At 29.7% G+C, this 15,049-nt stretch carries 14 protein-coding genes; 3 read left to right on the forward strand and 11 right to left on the reverse strand.

Annotated elements, in window-relative coordinates; genetic code table 11:
• Nucleotides 1–56 precede the first annotated feature (56 nt).
• A complete protein-coding gene (locus E0K96_RS02485; protein WP_370519859.1) occupies nt 57–2,714 on the reverse strand; it encodes a DEAD/DEAH box helicase family protein in 2,658 nt (885 codons plus the stop codon).
• A gap of 66 nt (nt 2,715–2,780) precedes the next feature.
• Nucleotides 2,781–3,614, reverse strand: coding sequence for a DegV family protein (locus E0K96_RS02490; protein WP_168080935.1), 834 nt, complete (start codon nt 3,612–3,614; stop codon nt 2,781–2,783).
• Nucleotides 3,615–3,871: 257 nt separating this feature from the next.
• On the opposite strand from E0K96_RS02490, the gene E0K96_RS02495 reads away from it, so the two are divergent.
• The gene (locus E0K96_RS02495) at nt 3,872–5,200 is read left to right on the forward strand and encodes an FtsX-like permease family protein (RefSeq protein ID WP_168080937.1); all 1,329 of its coding nucleotides are present in this window, start codon (nt 3,872–3,874) and stop codon (nt 5,198–5,200) included.
• Nucleotides 5,172–6,458 (forward strand): ABC transporter ATP-binding protein, encoded by a 1,287-nt coding sequence (locus tag E0K96_RS02500; RefSeq protein ID WP_168080939.1) that lies wholly within the window; start codon nt 5,172–5,174, stop codon nt 6,456–6,458. The genes E0K96_RS02495 and E0K96_RS02500 overlap by 29 nt, the downstream gene beginning before the upstream one ends.
• Nucleotides 6,459–7,143: 685 nt before the next feature.
• On the opposite strand, the gene E0K96_RS02505 is transcribed toward E0K96_RS02500, so the two are convergent.
• The 7 genes from E0K96_RS02505 to argH form a co-directional block, all read right to left on the reverse strand.
• Nucleotides 7,144–8,028 carry a ParB/RepB/Spo0J family partition protein gene (locus E0K96_RS02505; RefSeq protein ID WP_087246033.1) on the reverse strand — a complete coding sequence of 295 codons (885 nt, stop codon included), beginning with the start codon at nt 8,026–8,028 and terminating at the stop codon, nt 7,144–7,146.
• Nucleotides 8,015–8,788, reverse strand: coding sequence for a ParA family protein (locus E0K96_RS02510; protein ID WP_168080941.1), 774 nt, complete (start codon nt 8,786–8,788; stop codon nt 8,015–8,017). The genes E0K96_RS02505 and E0K96_RS02510 overlap by 14 nt, the downstream gene beginning before the upstream one ends.
• A gap of 12 nt (nt 8,789–8,800) precedes the next feature.
• Nucleotides 8,801–9,661: a phosphatidylserine decarboxylase gene (locus E0K96_RS02515; RefSeq protein ID WP_168080943.1), complete on the reverse strand. Its 861-nt coding sequence runs from the start codon at nt 9,659–9,661 to the stop codon at nt 8,801–8,803.
• Nucleotides 9,658–10,290 (reverse strand): CDP-alcohol phosphatidyltransferase family protein, encoded by a 633-nt coding sequence (locus E0K96_RS02520; RefSeq protein WP_087246039.1) that lies wholly within the window; start codon nt 10,288–10,290, stop codon nt 9,658–9,660. Before E0K96_RS02520 ends, E0K96_RS02515 begins: the two co-directional genes overlap by 4 nt.
• 137 nt (nt 10,291–10,427) lie before the next feature.
• Nucleotides 10,428–10,871, reverse strand: a complete 444-nt coding sequence (locus tag E0K96_RS02525; protein ID WP_087246041.1) for an Hsp20/alpha crystallin family protein — start codon at nt 10,869–10,871, stop codon at nt 10,428–10,430.
• A gap of 210 nt (nt 10,872–11,081) precedes the next feature.
• Complete coding sequence (locus tag E0K96_RS02530) at nt 11,082–11,513, reverse strand: HIT family protein (RefSeq protein WP_240924409.1); 432 nt, start codon at nt 11,511–11,513, stop codon at nt 11,082–11,084.
• A 17-nt stretch (nt 11,514–11,530) separates the two neighbouring features.
• Nucleotides 11,531–12,913: an argininosuccinate lyase gene (gene argH / locus E0K96_RS02535; protein WP_206080547.1), complete on the reverse strand. Its 1,383-nt coding sequence runs from the start codon at nt 12,911–12,913 to the stop codon at nt 11,531–11,533.
• Nucleotides 12,914–12,968: 55 nt separating this feature from the next.
• On the opposite strand from argH, the gene E0K96_RS02540 reads away from it, so the two are divergent.
• Nucleotides 12,969–13,247, forward strand: coding sequence for a hypothetical protein (locus E0K96_RS02540; RefSeq protein ID WP_240924410.1), 279 nt, complete (start codon nt 12,969–12,971; stop codon nt 13,245–13,247).
• 241 nt (nt 13,248–13,488) lie between these two features.
• On the opposite strand, the gene E0K96_RS02545 is transcribed toward E0K96_RS02540, so the two are convergent.
• On the reverse strand, nt 13,489–14,259 hold the full coding sequence (locus tag E0K96_RS02545; RefSeq protein ID WP_168080947.1) for a MurR/RpiR family transcriptional regulator: 771 nt from the start codon (nt 14,257–14,259) through the stop codon (nt 13,489–13,491).
• Complete coding sequence (locus tag E0K96_RS02550; protein ID WP_168080949.1) at nt 14,259–15,017, reverse strand: MurR/RpiR family transcriptional regulator; 759 nt, start codon at nt 15,015–15,017, stop codon at nt 14,259–14,261. Before E0K96_RS02550 ends, E0K96_RS02545 begins: the two co-directional genes overlap by 1 nt.
• Nucleotides 15,018–15,049 lie beyond the last annotated feature (32 nt).

Below are 15,049 nucleotides of genomic sequence, written 5' to 3' on the forward strand. Positions count from 1 at the left end.
TTCTTATTTTCAAACACTGAAATAAATTTTATATAGGCATTGACATCAAAATAAATCTATTCCAAAGCCCCTTTGACTTTCTTTCTTGTTAAGAGTCTATTTTGTCTATTAGCTAAAGCATCTTTTCTTCCTTGAAGCAAAATCTTTCTTCCCGCTTCATTTCTTGTATAAATCAATTGATATTTTCCTATATAAGGCTGCATACACTGCGCAAAAATCATCGCATCTTCTTTACGTTTAGAAAAAATATCAGGAACGACAAAGTATCTATCCATCTTATTTCTTTGATGTTTGTTGTAAAGGATATAACGTTGATTATCAATTTCATCAAAAAATTCATTCACACATTTTGCAAATAAAGCCTTATCATGAGCAGTTCCTCCACTTAAATAAATAGAGTATAAAACCGCTTGTGATTCTGTTTGTACACGGCAATTCACCATTTCAAACAAATGCATATTTAACATAGCCTGATAAATGCCATCACCAAAAGACTGTAAACGATTCAAAGGATTCATCCATGTAAATACTTTTTTTAATTTCCATAATACACTCACAACACCAATAAAAACACAAGAAAATAAAACATAAATCATAGACTTGCTTTGAATGTGTAAAAACCTTGCTAGTACACATATCAAAATACCTGTAAGTACAAAACTCAGTATAGTTAATAACACATGTCTAATCGCATCATACAATAAGACACTTGTCATATTTTGATCTTCCATGTCCACTTCTTCAACAACTTCAATTTTATCATATATAGCTAAAGAACGGTCCCATCTTTCTTTTAACTGTTCTCTTTGAGAGGATAATTCCAACATTTTTTGATTGGTTTTTTTAATATGTGAGCGATCTAATGGATACTGAATTGCAGTCAATCTTTCAATACCGTTTTCAATAAAGTCTTTTTCATAATGAAGGCCTAAGAAATGTTCCATCCTTCTTCTCAAGTTTTCAAAATCACTTTCAGTCTGATTAATCTCCTGTCTATGATTGATAATTCCTTTTTGGGGAGGAACACAGACAAGATGCCAGATATGACTCACTTTATCTGGATTTTTATGATAGGTACGAATGGCTCTTCCACGCATTTGATTACTTAACATAAATGAACCAACAAAACTTGCGAGAATTAAAGTATTTACGCAAGGTGAATCCCAACCTTCACCAAGTAATGACTTTGTCCCAATTAAAACCTGAATATCTTCCTGTTCAAATAAATCACTCACTGCTTCTATGATTTCATGATGATTTCCTTTCACATTCACTTTAACATAATCATCAATGGCCTTAAATGGCTGAAATGTCATTTCTATTTGTTGTGAGACAAGTTGTCTTAATTGATTTTTTAAAAAAGCAGGAATGATAATCATAGATCCACATAAGACTGCCAAATGAAATGGTTGATGATGTTGAATACTTTCTCTTCTTAACATTTCAAAGAAAGGAAGAACCCCTAAAGCATGCACACTCATTGTATCATCACCAATAGCTTTTTCATATTCACCTTTGATATAATCCGTTAAAATTAATAATTTTAACTCTTTATTCATATGTTTGTATTCATGGCATACAATATCTCGAATACTTTCACATTTTCCAACCGAAGAAATCAGCATCTTTTCAAAAGCAATATCAACTTGCATAATGACTTTCTTTTTCTCAATCAATCCACGTGATTTGACATATTTGTAAAGCTCTTCAAAATCTTCCTCATTGATAGTATAAGAATCCCTGTCATCAAAGAAAAATCCCTGCAATAAAATTTCCATCCATTTTATAGACATCTTCTCCAGCTTCTTAGTTCCCAATATTTTTAAATATTCTCCTGGATAAGAGAGTTGTTGACTTTCCAAGTAAATCAATAGAGAAGATAAATACGCTGGATTTTCTAATGCTTTATCTAAATCTTGAATAGATCTTACATATGGATGTGATAAAATAGCCTGTTGGAATTTTTGATGATGCATGAAAAATGAAAAAACATTTTGTACATCATCTTGAAATTCTTTCATCTTGGCTTCTTCTTTAGCTGTTGGATAATTAAAATAAACATAATCCTGATGTGGACACAGACTCCCTTCTTTGACTAATTCAGGTACTGTAATTTCTATGTCAATGTCTCCACACATATCTAAATATCTTGTCCACATGGCTATGGAAGAATCATATGGTGGTGTTGCAGTTAAGGAAATTGTAAAAACAGTAGTGATTTGCTTTTTAAAATCCTCCAACGCTTTCCACCATTCAGTTCTTAAATGATGACATTCATCTAAACATAATGTTTCTATTCCTGCTTCTTTTATAGCTTCAATTAAAGAAAAATCCTGATAATCTACATTTTCTTCATCTTCTTGATCTTTAACCTTTCGCATGGCACTATGAATAGACTGATACGTTGAAACATTAATCAATCGAAGATGTTTTAAATCCTGTGATATATATTCTTCACTCTTCAATCCTGCTTTTAAAAAAGCTTCATTGATTCTTGTCACCCATTGTTGTCGAATGGTAATTGTTGGAACAAGAATTAATGCTGGTTTATTAACGCGTCTAATAATTTCAATGCCTAAAGTCGTTTTTCCTGAACCAGGCGCAGCGACAATATGAATTTTATGATCTTTTTTATAAATATCTAATTGATTCAATACTCTTTGTTGATAATCTCTCCAAACACCCTGAAACTCTAATATATCTTGACAGTTCACCATCATCACCTCTTTTTCATTATATAATAAAAGACCGTTAATGACATCATTAACAGCCTTATTCCTTTATTTTCTAATCGCTTGAACAGCAACACAACCTGGTCCACCTTGGGCTATAAAAGCAGGAGAAAGATCATACATTTCAATAACTGTATTTTCAAAAACAGTCTGTAACTGTTTGACAACATCTTGAGCCTGTTTCAAAACCCCTGCATGTGTCACATAAATTTTAAAGTCTTCATTCACACCTAATTCTTGGAAAGCTTTCATAATTTCTTTAACAGCACTTTTAAAAGTCTTTTTCATAGCATATTTTTCTAATCTTTTAGCATCTTTTGTAGTTGTCATAATAGGTGTAATCTTCAACATACCACCAAGTGTTGCTGCAAGTGGTGTTAAGCGTCCTCCACGTTTTAAAAAGCCAAAGTCTTGAGGAATTAAAAATGATTTTTCACATGCAATGCTTTTATGTAATTCTTTCATAATATGATGAATATCCAATCCCTGTTCTCTTAAAGCAACAGCTTTTTCTACTAAGTATCTTTGTGGTCCACATAAAGTCATAGAATTAATAACATGAATATTTTCACTATGCTCTACACTTTCTTTTGCACTCACTGTACTTTGATATGTTCCTGATAATCCATCAGCCATATTAATAACCAAAATGTCTTCCTCTGGATATTTTTCAAATAATTCCATTGTTTCACCAATAGAAGGCTGTGATGAACTAGGTACATGTCCTTCTTTGACAATATCTAAAAATTCCTGACTTGTCACATCAACATATTCTTTATAACTCTTTTTATCAGCTATAACATTTAAAGGAAGAACATCAACCCCTATTTTTTCTCCTTCCTTTGGTGATAGTAAAGCTCCCGTATCCGTAATAATCTTCATATCCAATCTCCTCGTATCCATAATCTCTTAATTATAAATTAACAAATATGTATAGGAATGTCAATATAAATGTAGTTTTTAAAACCATATTTGATAGAGAAAAAATCAATTTATTTTTTTATTTCATTATTGCATAAATTATTTTAATTATTTATGTATAGGTGTATTATATAAGTAGAAAGAGAACTTTTTTATAAAAATTCTTGACCTTGTAGTTACTCTATAGTGTTTAATAAGGATGAAAGAAGGGAAAACATATGCTTACATTCATTAAAAAAATTGTTATTCATCAAAAGAAAGACTATTTACTTTTATTAAGTATCTTAACATTGATAGCTTCTTTTGAATTTTGTTTTATTGCCATGTATGATCATCTTTCGCGTTTAGATTTAAAAATTGACTGGATGACATTCAGGGCAATTGCCTTTATTCCATTTTTAACCTTAATGATAGCAGTTGTATTGAGTGTTTTTGTTGCGAAATATTTTATTCAAAATAAAAAACATGAATTTTCAATGTTATTACTTTTTGGAAGAAAGCCCAAAGATTTATTTCTTTATCTGATAATTCAATATGGTATCATGTCTTTGATTGCTTTTTTTCTAGGATTCATTTTAGGTATCTTGATTATGAAAGGTATCAATATTTATCTGATCCATATTCATATGAATTATATTTTCCAATATCATTTCTTAAATACATTTTTCTTGTATACTTTCTTTTTAATCTTTACTGTGATCTTTATTTTAGCAATAAGTGCTCAACAGTTTACGGAGATTGATACTCATATTATAGAAACAATAAATCATAAGAATATGCAAAAAGTGACACCTTATATGATTTCTATGAGTCGTCATGATCAAAAACGTAAGGTTCCAACCGGTCAGATCATTTCATCCCTATTCACTCTCTATATCTTTTTCTACTCATTATATGCATTAGCGACTGATTCGTTATTTGAAAATAAATTCATTTATTTTGCATTATTTCTAATATCTATTGCTTCCATTATTAATACTTTCATTCCACTTTTATTCGATCTATTTCACTCGACACTTCTTCATCACCCACTCTTATTCAACAGTATTTCAAGTTTTATTGATTTAACCAATCAGCTTGTTTCTATTGCCAATATTCATTCCATTGTCTTACCTACAATGTTTATCCTTGTATTAATGAGTGGTGACATGAGTTATATAACCCCCTTCATTATCCCGTGTTTTATTATGATGCTAATCATGCTGTTACTATGTTTTATTATCAAGTATTCACTATATATCAAATCCATAATGCATATTTATGCGACGCAATATGCTTTAGGTTATAGTCCAAGTAAACTGTTTCAAATTTCTATATTTAAAAATCTTTTATTTCTTATATTAGTTATCTTTATACCATTTGTTTACATCTATTCTTTAGGGGATTATATTATCACTCATCAATTTCTCACAAGCCAAGTGATGTATAGTTTAGAATGTTTATATTTGGGTTTATATACTTTGCTTATGATTTATATTATCTTGAAAGAAAGACACTGTATAAAGGAGGTCATCAACAATGTCAAATATCTTAATAGAGGCGAATAATATATCAAAAATATATGATCAGGATATATTCTTAAAACGAGGAAAAAATATCTATGCCTTAAATAATGTCAATTTCCAACTTCAAAAAGGTGATTTTATCTGTATTATGGGACCTTCTGGTTCTGGGAAGAGTACATTATTAAATTGTTTATCAACATTAGATCAACCTAGTCGTGGTGATATACAAATCTTTAATCAGTATATTTCTCAAATGCATAAAAATGACTTATGTGAATTTAGATATCAAAAATTAGGTTTTGTTTTTCAAAATCATAACTTAATTCCTTATCTATCTATTTATGATAATATTGCTGCTCCTATTATTCTAGGTAATCAAAAGAGTCAAGATATTGAAAACAGAATCAAAACTCTTGCGAAAGATTTAGAAATCGAAGATATTCTTGATAAATTCCCACATGAATGTTCAGGTGGTGAATGCCAGAGAACCGCTATTGCACGTGCTTTAGTCAATGAACCAGAAATTCTATTTTGTGATGAACCTACAGGTAATTTGGATTCTAAGAATTCTCATAAGCTTTTAACAATTCTATCGCATCTCAATCAACGTGATACAACAATTGTTTTAGTGACACACGATCCTATGATTGCCAGTTATGGAAAAACAATGATGTATTTATATGATGGTGGTATTAAAGCTGTTGTTCAAAGAAATCAGGCAACGCAAAGGGAGTTTTTAGACCAAATCAATCAAGTCGTTCATCAAGATACATTGCTTTATGAATTTGATCAGACAAGCCCTTTACAATCTACTAATCCTGCTCCTACAACTGAAAAAATCAAAGTTGATAATCAAGATAAAGCATTTATATCCAGACAAACTGTTTATATGGTATTGGATGGATTCAAAAGTGATGAAAATATCTTAAAAAATAGTACACCACTTTATATTCATGGTACCCATATATCTTATCAGAATGTTCATCATGATGATATTGAATTTGATTTCAAGGATATTCAAGAAATCAGAATGGATTTAACTGCACAGTTTGTTATTTTTGGTATATATAGTGAATATGTCTTTCATATTCTATTAGATTGTGTCAGCCCTCAAGGAACATATAAACTTAAAGTAAAAAATAAAGATGATTTCATTCATATTATTGATTACTTCCATCAAAATCATGTTAAAGTTATTGATCCTCGACACATCGAAGAAGCTTATCATCAATATCCTGATGATTATTCTCGTCAAAAATATTATAAAAGAACTCACAAAGATCTATTGAAAAAGAAATAAAAACCTGCTCATATGAACAGGTTTTTATGTTCTTCAATCATTCAAATGAATTCTCAGATTCTATTTTCATCTTGAGTATCTGTATATTTTAAGTCATCATATCATTATCAACTGATTAATAATCATTCTGACATAATGTCATTGAAGTCAGTCATCTTATCATCATGATTCTTTCATCTCTTACAATCTTTTTTTGAATAAAAAATAAATATATTATTGGAATATAAATGATTATTCCAATAGGTAATATTTTTAAAAAGTGAGATTGTAAAAATGTGATAGAAGATAACATAAATGTTAATTGGGCCATATCAGCAGTAAATTCATAAAATGAGAATTTAGTAATTAATATAATGATAAAATATATAATATAGTAAAATAAGACTATTTTATCTAATGATGTAATATACGATAAGTGTATACTCATTCTATAATAAACAAAGAATATAGCAAGTAATAGCAAACTACTTCCTATCAGAACATTTGACAATTCATTGAATATAATAATAGTATCCGTTTGATCGAACGCACCTATTGGAGCTATATTTAAAAAATCGTTTTCTTTTAAATATATGGACACTGATATAACAACAATAAAGAAACAAATCTTTATAAAAAAATATATTTTTTCATTTTTACCTCCACTTGTCTTTATATTGTTATTTCATGTTCAGTATATTAAGTCTTATGATTCTTCAATAACTCCCATTAATTCTAAGATTCTATTTAAATCTTTAGTATCTGTATATTTCAAAGTAATTGTATGATCATCAACTTTAATTTTTGTACGATATTTTTTACGTAATAATCCTTCTACATAAACATATTCTTGAGGTTTCACTTCTTTAGGCTTAGACTTTCTTGCTTCTTGAAGCTTGATTCCTTTGACAATATCTTCAACTTCTCTGACAGATAATTGTTGTTCAATAGCTTTTTTCGCAACTTCTAAAGCTTTCTTTTCATCAATTGTAATTAAAGGTTTGATATGTCCCATTGTGAGTGTGCCTTCTAAAACATAGTCTTGTAATTTTTGAGGCATCTTTAAAAGTCTAACAGTATTCGCTACATGAGCTCTAGACTTACCAATACGTTTTGCTAATTCTTCTTGCGTTAATTTGAGCTTTTTCATCATATTCTGATAAGCTTGAGCTTCTTCAATTGCATTTAAATCTTCACGTTGAATATTTTCCAGCAATGCAATTTCCATCATTTGCTGATCTGTAAATTCTACGATAATAGCTGGAACTTCTGTTAAACCAACAATCGAAGCTGCACGATAACGTCTTTCTCCAGCAACAATTTCATAACCTTGAATCGCTTCTTTTAAGATAATTGGCTGAAAAATCCCATGTTCTTTGATAGATTGTGCTAATTCATTCAATTTTTCTTCATCAAAATGTTTTCTAGGTTGATAAGGATTAGGACGAATCTGATCAATGGGAATCTGAACTTGTGCAAATTGAGATGGTTTTTTCTCAATTGCATCAATCATTGTTTGAATATCTTCACCTTGAAATAATTCATTTAAACCTTTACCTAAACCACTTTTTTTCTTTTTACTTGCGGCCATTTCGTTTCACCACTTCCTTAGCCAATTTGGCATATGCTTTTGCGCCCTCAGAATGAGCATCATAATCAAAAATATTTAATCCTTCAGATGGTGCTTCAGACAATTTAATATTTCTAGGAATCACAACATCATATACTTTTTCTCTAAAGTATTTTCTAACTTCCTGTGAAACTTCCACTCCTAAATTGGTACGTGCATCCAACATTGTAAGTAAAACACCTTCTATAGTTAAGTTTTCATTAAAAACTTTTTGTGTTAATAAAATTGTATTCAACAACTGTGTAAGTCCTTCTAAGGCATAATATTCACACTGTACAGGAATCAATACAGAATCCGAAGCAGTTAAAGCATTTGTATTCAATAAACCAAGTGCCGGTGGACAATCAATAATCACATAATCATATTTATTTTTATATTCACCTAATGCCTTTTTCAGTCTTTGTTCTCTTCCAGATTTGACTTGTGAAAGTTCAATTTCAACACCAGCCAAATCAATATTTGCTGGAACAATGTCAAGGTTATCTACACCAGAAGGAATACTAATATCTTGAATAGGCATTTGCTGTGCGATAGCATCATAAATTGTGTATTCTAAAGATGCACGATCAACACCTAATCCCTGTGACGCATTTGCCTGAGGATCAATATCAATTAATAAAACTTTTTTACCCATATATGCAAGAGCTGCACTTAAATTAACACTTGTTGTTGTTTTACCAACACCACCCTTTTGATTTGTAACAGCTATAACCTTTGACATTTTCTTTCCTCCTTATCTTTTTATTCCTATTTTCTCTCCCATAAGCACACGTGTTTCATCATTATTTTGAGAGTTTTTGATAATATCTTCATCTATAACAACCATATCTTTTTTAAACAAAACAACTATTGTTGATCCACCAAATTCAAAATATCCTTTTTCTTCTCCGCGTTGAAATGATGTCTTGGAATGATTCACAATTTTTCCTACCATCATTGCGCCTACTTCCATATAAATAACATCTCCAAAGTGTTGTGTATGTAACAACGAATATGAACGTGAATTCTGTTTATAAATGGGGTAATAATCATTCGCAACAGGATTCACAGTATGAAAAATACCAGGTATATAAATATCCTGTTCTTTTGTTCCATCATCAATATAACAATAACGATGATAGTCGTCTACCGTCAACCTAAAAATCAGACATGTTCCACCATCGTATTCCTGAGCTAACGATTGATTCTTCAATAAATCAGATAAAGAATAGACAGTATCCTTTATTGTTAAATATGTATCTTGATGAATTGGATAATAGGTTAATTTAGAATCTGCAGGTGCAATCAAAAGATCATGTTCCATACAAATAGGTCTTGCTTCTTTTTTTATTTTTCTAGTAAAAAAATCATTATAACAGCTATATTCCTGTTTTTCATATTGACTCATGTCAATTTGATTTTGTTGAATAAACGGCTGTATCTTACGTTTTGAAAATCGACTATTCATATAACAGCCACCAATGTGGGTAATAAAAGGAAGGGTTAACACTTTTAGTGCACATCTTCCTAAAAAATGACTGTATAAAAATTTTAATAATTGATTTTGGCTTTGATTGACAATGAGTTCTTGTCCACTTCGATCAAATATTCTCATAACATCAACAATCCTGTACAAATCAAAATACCCATAACAAGCATAACTAAAATGCCTTTTAAACCAGGTTTTCTTACTTGAAAATTAATAATAAATGCCCATGCGACAACAAACATAACCAATGCATATATACTATACGTCAACTCAGCTGTCAAAACATGTCTTAATAAATAGATAGCTGGAAAGATTAATGCTGCACTTGTAACAGGTAAACCCTGATAGTATTTTCTTTTTTCTGTGGTTTCTTTTTGTCGCATTTCTTCAACCACATTAAAATATCCCAGTCTACTAATAGCACATAAAGCATATAACGCAAAAATAAAAAACCATAACCAAGTTACACCACACACAATAGAATCCATCATGGTATATCCAATAATAGCTGGAAAAATACCAAAGCTAAACATATCAGCTAATGAATCAATTTGTATCCCAAACTTTTTCTCTTCCTCTGTTCTGTCTTTTTTAGTACGTGCTACCATTCCATCAAAAGAATCAAAAGCACCACTTAATAATAAGCAAATAAGTGCTCCACTAAAATTCCCTTTAAATGCCAAATGCGTTCCAAACAAAGCACTTATCAAACTTAAATAAGTTAATATGACAGTATAATTATAAAAACCAATCATATCTTTCTCCCACACATTTTATTTTAACGGTTGTATTATAGCATACTTCTACATTTTTTTATAGGACTTTTCTATAATAGAAGAAATTTCATGAATTGTCTACAAAAAAAGAGTTCGATTTCTCGAACCCTGACTATTTATTCAATCGTAATTGTATTGTTGTTTTCGATGACTTTCATATCCTGTTTTGGTATTGATATTCTCAAGACTCCATCTTCAAATTTAGCCTTGATATCGCTTTGTGGTACACTTTCTCCCACATAGAAGCTTCGACTCATGCTTCCTGCATATCTTTCCTGTCGGATATATTGTCCTTCTTTATTCTTCTCATCTTTATTTAAGCTCTTTTTAGCTGAAATTGTCAAATAGCCATTGTCAAATGACAATTCCACATCTTCTTTCTTGAAGCCTGGAAGATCCACATCTAATTCATATGTTCCTTCTGTTTCTCGTACATCTGTCTTCATCACATTTCTTGAATGTTTTCCATACAATGGATTTTTCTTTCCAAAGAATTCCTTGTCAAAATCATCAAACCAGTCATCAAATAAACTTTCTCCAAAAATACTAGGCATTAACATATATATCACCTCTTATGAATAATTCTAAGCATTGTTAGAGAATGAACAATGTTTGATATGAGAAGTAAGGATTGCCTTTTTCATTCTCTTTCCTTATTTCTATTTATATTATAGTCCTCCATTTTAGCAGAGTCAAGTATAGAGTGCTAAAAACATTTTTTCACACATTATGTCAACATATAATCATATGAATTTATTAAAAATCTGTATTTACAAGAGTTTATCTAACTCCATTAATAATCTTGATTTCATTATCCTTAATTCTTCATTTGTAGGACAGTTAGAATCATCATACATTTTTTGCATTGGATACCACCAGACAGGTCCCTTACCATTATTACCATATTTTCCTAAATCACCATTGACTCTTGGAAATAAATGCCAGTGAAGATGTGTATCTCCATTTCCCAATAATTCATAGTTCATTTTTTCTGCATTAAAAGCTTTAGAAACTGCTTCAGCTACAATATACATTTCTTCTAAAAACTTCATTTTTTTGATTGTTTCTAAATGAAATAATTCTGTTTTATGATCTTTATATAAAAATAAAGTATATCCCTTAAAATGCTGATTATCTCCAATAACCACATAACCAGTTTCAAGTTCTTTTACAAAATATGGATTTGTACCATTCTTTATCATTTTTATTCTGTCACAAATTAAACACATTTTTCCCCCAATTGATTTTTCATCATTTCAATACTCTTTTTCACTGTTTCTGGAGCTGGACCACCTACAACATTTCTATTATTCACACATGTTTCTAATGACACAGCGTGGTATATATCTTCTTGAAACAGTTCATGAAATGATTGATAGATTTCTAATGGTAATGTTTCTAAAACATAGTTGCTTTCTATACAATAAGATACTAATTTTCCAGTAATATAATAAGCATCCCTAAATGCTAAACCTTTCTTTGTTAAATAATCTGCACAATCTGTTGCATTAATGAAGCCTTTTGCTGCAAAGGTTCTCATTTGTTCTACATTGACTTTCATTGTTTTTAACATATCGTTAAAAACAGGCAAACAAAGTTTTACAGTATCAATAGCATCAAATAAAGCTTCTTTATCTTCTTGCATGTCTTTATTATAGGCAAGAGGTAATCCTTTCATCATAGTCAGTAGAGTTGATACATCACTGATTACTCTTGCACTTTTTCCTCTTACAAGTTCTGCAATATCCGGATTTTTCTTTTGTGGCATAATGCTTGATCCTGTTGCATAAGCATCATCTAATTCAATATACTTATATTCCCATGAACTCCATAAAATCACTTCTTCACTCAATCTTGATAAATGCATCATAATGATTGCTAGAGCATGACATAATTCAATAGCATAATCTCGATCACTAACTCCATCTAATGAATTATAAGTGATATCATCCATGTTTAATTGTTGTGCAACAAAATATCTATCAATAGGATATGTTGTTGTTGCCAATGCACCTGAACCTAATGGTGAAACATTCATACGTTTATAACAATCTCCTAATCTTGTTATATCACGATAAAACATTTGTGCATATGCTATAAGATGATGAGCAAAGGTAATCGGTTGAGCACGTTGTAAATGGGTATAACCACACATATATGTATAGAGATGATTTGAAGATTGGTAACATAATGTGTGTATCAAATCTTTCAACATATTTTTAATATCTTGTATTTCATCTCTTGCATACAATCTTAAATCTAATGCAACTTGATCATTTCTAGATCTTGCAGTGTGGAGCTTTTTACCATTGTTAGGATATCTTTTTGTTAGTTCACTTTCTATAAACATATGAATATCTTCAGCAGTTTCATCAAATACCAATCGATGTGTATTGATATCATTTAAGATATCATTTAATCCTTGTTTGATTTCTTGATAACTGATTTCATCTATAATCCCTTGATGATATAACATATTCGCATGTGCAAGACTTCCCATAATATCATGTTTATATAATCTCGCATCAAATGATAGGGAAGAATTAAATGCATTGACATTTGCATTTAATTCTTTTTGAAATCTACCAGCCCATAAAACCATAATTTATTCCCCTTCAAGAAAATCTCTAACATTAAAGGAGATGGATGGAGGAAGAATGTTATTAATGTCAAATATAGGATTTTGGAATGATATGCATAAAAAGACAATGCCTAATACAAAATTTCTTGTTCAACAGGATAGAACAGTATTCTATGATCTTATAGAACTTTCTTCTTTACCTTCATTTACTTCAGACATTATGATGAACTTAGAAGGTGTACCAACGAATCGTAAAATTATTCCTATTACAGATCCAGATGCACATGCTGTATTTTATTGTTGGTATTTAAAAAACAATGAATATACACTCAAATCATTTTTATATAGACTTTAAAAATAGACATAGTCCTGTGACTATGTCTATTTTTAGTTCTGATCAAAAGATTGATTTTCAAATTATTCATATCATCTATATCTATAGATTTAATGCGTAATCAAGCCCTTAAAATTCTTCTTATGTTAATTTAACATTAGAAATTAATAGTTTTCTAGAATTCTTTGTTTTTACAACCTGATAATTGGTTGAATTGTGATTTTATCATCAGATCTTATTAATCAAATAGATTATTGTAAATTCACACTTTATATTCATCTTTTAAAGAACAAAATTGCAAGTACTTCAAAAATAACATATCCACTATAATAAAGAAATGACTTGTCGCATGATAAGTGCGTGGTAGAAAACCTGTTTCAAACCCAGTAGATTCAAATGAAATATATTCACTCGCATGCTGAGCAAGCAAATTGTGATGCCCTGATGCAATACCTATACATTGTACTTTCATTTTTGCAAGAACTTTCGCAATTAATGCAATCTTTTCATTATTCCCAGATAAAGAAATTAAAATAAAAAGATCTTCACTGGTCACATTAGCTAAAATGTTATCTATTTCTGTATCTCCCTCAATAACATAAAATATTTTTTTACAATATGTAAATTCTCTTTTTAATTCCTGTGCAACATGTCTTTGAACCTCTCCAGAACTACATATATAAATATGTCTTGCAGTATCTATCATTAATAGTATTCGATCTAAATCCAAATCGTATATATGATCTATAGTTCTTTTCAATTCCATAGGTATGTTAGAAAGAATTTGATGATTAAATGTTGATTTTTGTTGTGTACTCCATTTTAAATAGACTTTTAACTCGCTATATCCATCTAAACCAATTTTTCTAGTAAAACGTGTAATACTTGTATGAGAAACATTACATGAACGTGCTAATTCATGTATAGACATATTTTGACATTCTATTTTATGATGACATATATATTGCCATATATAAAGATCATTTTCGTTTAATTCATTATAATGTTCATTGACTAGTTCTGTTAATGTCATTATATTTTAATCCTTTCATAATAATCTAGATATTTCACTAATAAGAAATCAATTAATAAAAAATAACTTACTAATCCTTCATGTCTTGGTCCAAGGGGATTAGCTATTGTAGGTACTACAACATAAAATGGATAATCTACAATTTGTAATAAAGTATTATTTTTCTTTGAAGTAATTGCCATAGTTTGAACTCCTTTTGCTTTTAATTTTTTTGCAAAAGAAATTATTTTTTCATTTTCTCCAGAATGAGAAACCAAAATAACGAAATCGTCTTTATCAATAACCTCTTCAAAGGCATTTATTTCATCTGCTAAAGAACGAATACTATAAATCATCCTCCCTACTTCCAAAAATGATCTTTTCATTTCAGATACAACATGATTTTGTACACTCCCAGTTCCACAAGCATATATATTTTTTGCAGATATCATTGACTCAATAACATGGATCATATCTTTATTTTTAATATCTTCTAGATATTGACTATATGTTTTATAAAGTGTATCAACGCCATCTAGACAATATTTACTTATATTATTATCTATTTTTAATAAAACCTTTAATTCCGTAAATCCTTTTAAACCTAATCTTTTAGAAAAACGTAGAATTGTTGTTCTTGATACATGACAATAATCAGCAAGTTGATTTATTGATATATTTTCACATTCTTTCCGATGGGTAGATATATATTTCCAAATATATAAATCATTTTCATTGAGTTGACTATAGTTCTTATTAATTAGTTCTTCTAATTGCATTCTATCCCCCCCTATCTCCTTCATATATCATA

It is taken from the genome of Massilimicrobiota sp. SW1139, assembly GCF_012027715.1.
Taxonomy (GTDB): domain Bacteria; phylum Bacillota_I; class Bacilli_A; order Erysipelotrichales; family Coprobacillaceae; genus Allocoprobacillus; species Allocoprobacillus merdigallinarum.

Excerpts from the sequence above, each read along its gene's own strand:
- E0K96_RS02490 (WP_168080935.1), bottom strand. The coding sequence starts at position 3,614 with ATGAAGATTATTACGGATACGGGAGCTTTACTATCACCAAAGGAAGGA.
- E0K96_RS02495 (WP_168080937.1), top strand. The coding sequence starts at position 3,872 with ATGCTTACATTCATTAAAAAAATTGTTATTCATCAAAAGAAAGACTAT.
- E0K96_RS02500 (WP_168080939.1), top strand. The coding sequence starts at position 5,172 with ATGTCAAATATCTTAATAGAGGCGAATAATATATCAAAAATATATGAT.
- E0K96_RS02505 (WP_087246033.1), bottom strand. The coding sequence starts at position 8,028 with ATGGCCGCAAGTAAAAAGAAAAAAAGTGGTTTAGGTAAAGGTTTAAAT.
- E0K96_RS02510 (WP_168080941.1), bottom strand. The coding sequence starts at position 8,788 with ATGTCAAAGGTTATAGCTGTTACAAATCAAAAGGGTGGTGTTGGTAAA.
- E0K96_RS02515 (WP_168080943.1), bottom strand. The coding sequence starts at position 9,661 with ATGAGAATATTTGATCGAAGTGGACAAGAACTCATTGTCAATCAAAGC.
- E0K96_RS02520 (WP_087246039.1), bottom strand. The coding sequence starts at position 10,290 with ATGATTGGTTTTTATAATTATACTGTCATATTAACTTATTTAAGTTTG.
- E0K96_RS02525 (WP_087246041.1), bottom strand. The coding sequence starts at position 10,871 with ATGTTAATGCCTAGTATTTTTGGAGAAAGTTTATTTGATGACTGGTTT.
- E0K96_RS02530 (WP_240924409.1), bottom strand. The coding sequence starts at position 11,513 with ATGATAAAGAATGGTACAAATCCATATTTTGTAAAAGAACTTGAAACT.
- argH (WP_206080547.1), bottom strand. The coding sequence starts at position 12,913 with ATGGTTTTATGGGCTGGTAGATTTCAAAAAGAATTAAATGCAAATGTC.
- E0K96_RS02540 (WP_240924410.1), top strand. The coding sequence starts at position 12,969 with ATGTTATTAATGTCAAATATAGGATTTTGGAATGATATGCATAAAAAG.
- E0K96_RS02545 (WP_168080947.1), bottom strand. The coding sequence starts at position 14,259 with ATGACATTAACAGAACTAGTCAATGAACATTATAATGAATTAAACGAA.
- E0K96_RS02550 (WP_168080949.1), bottom strand. The coding sequence starts at position 15,017 with ATGCAATTAGAAGAACTAATTAATAAGAACTATAGTCAACTCAATGAA.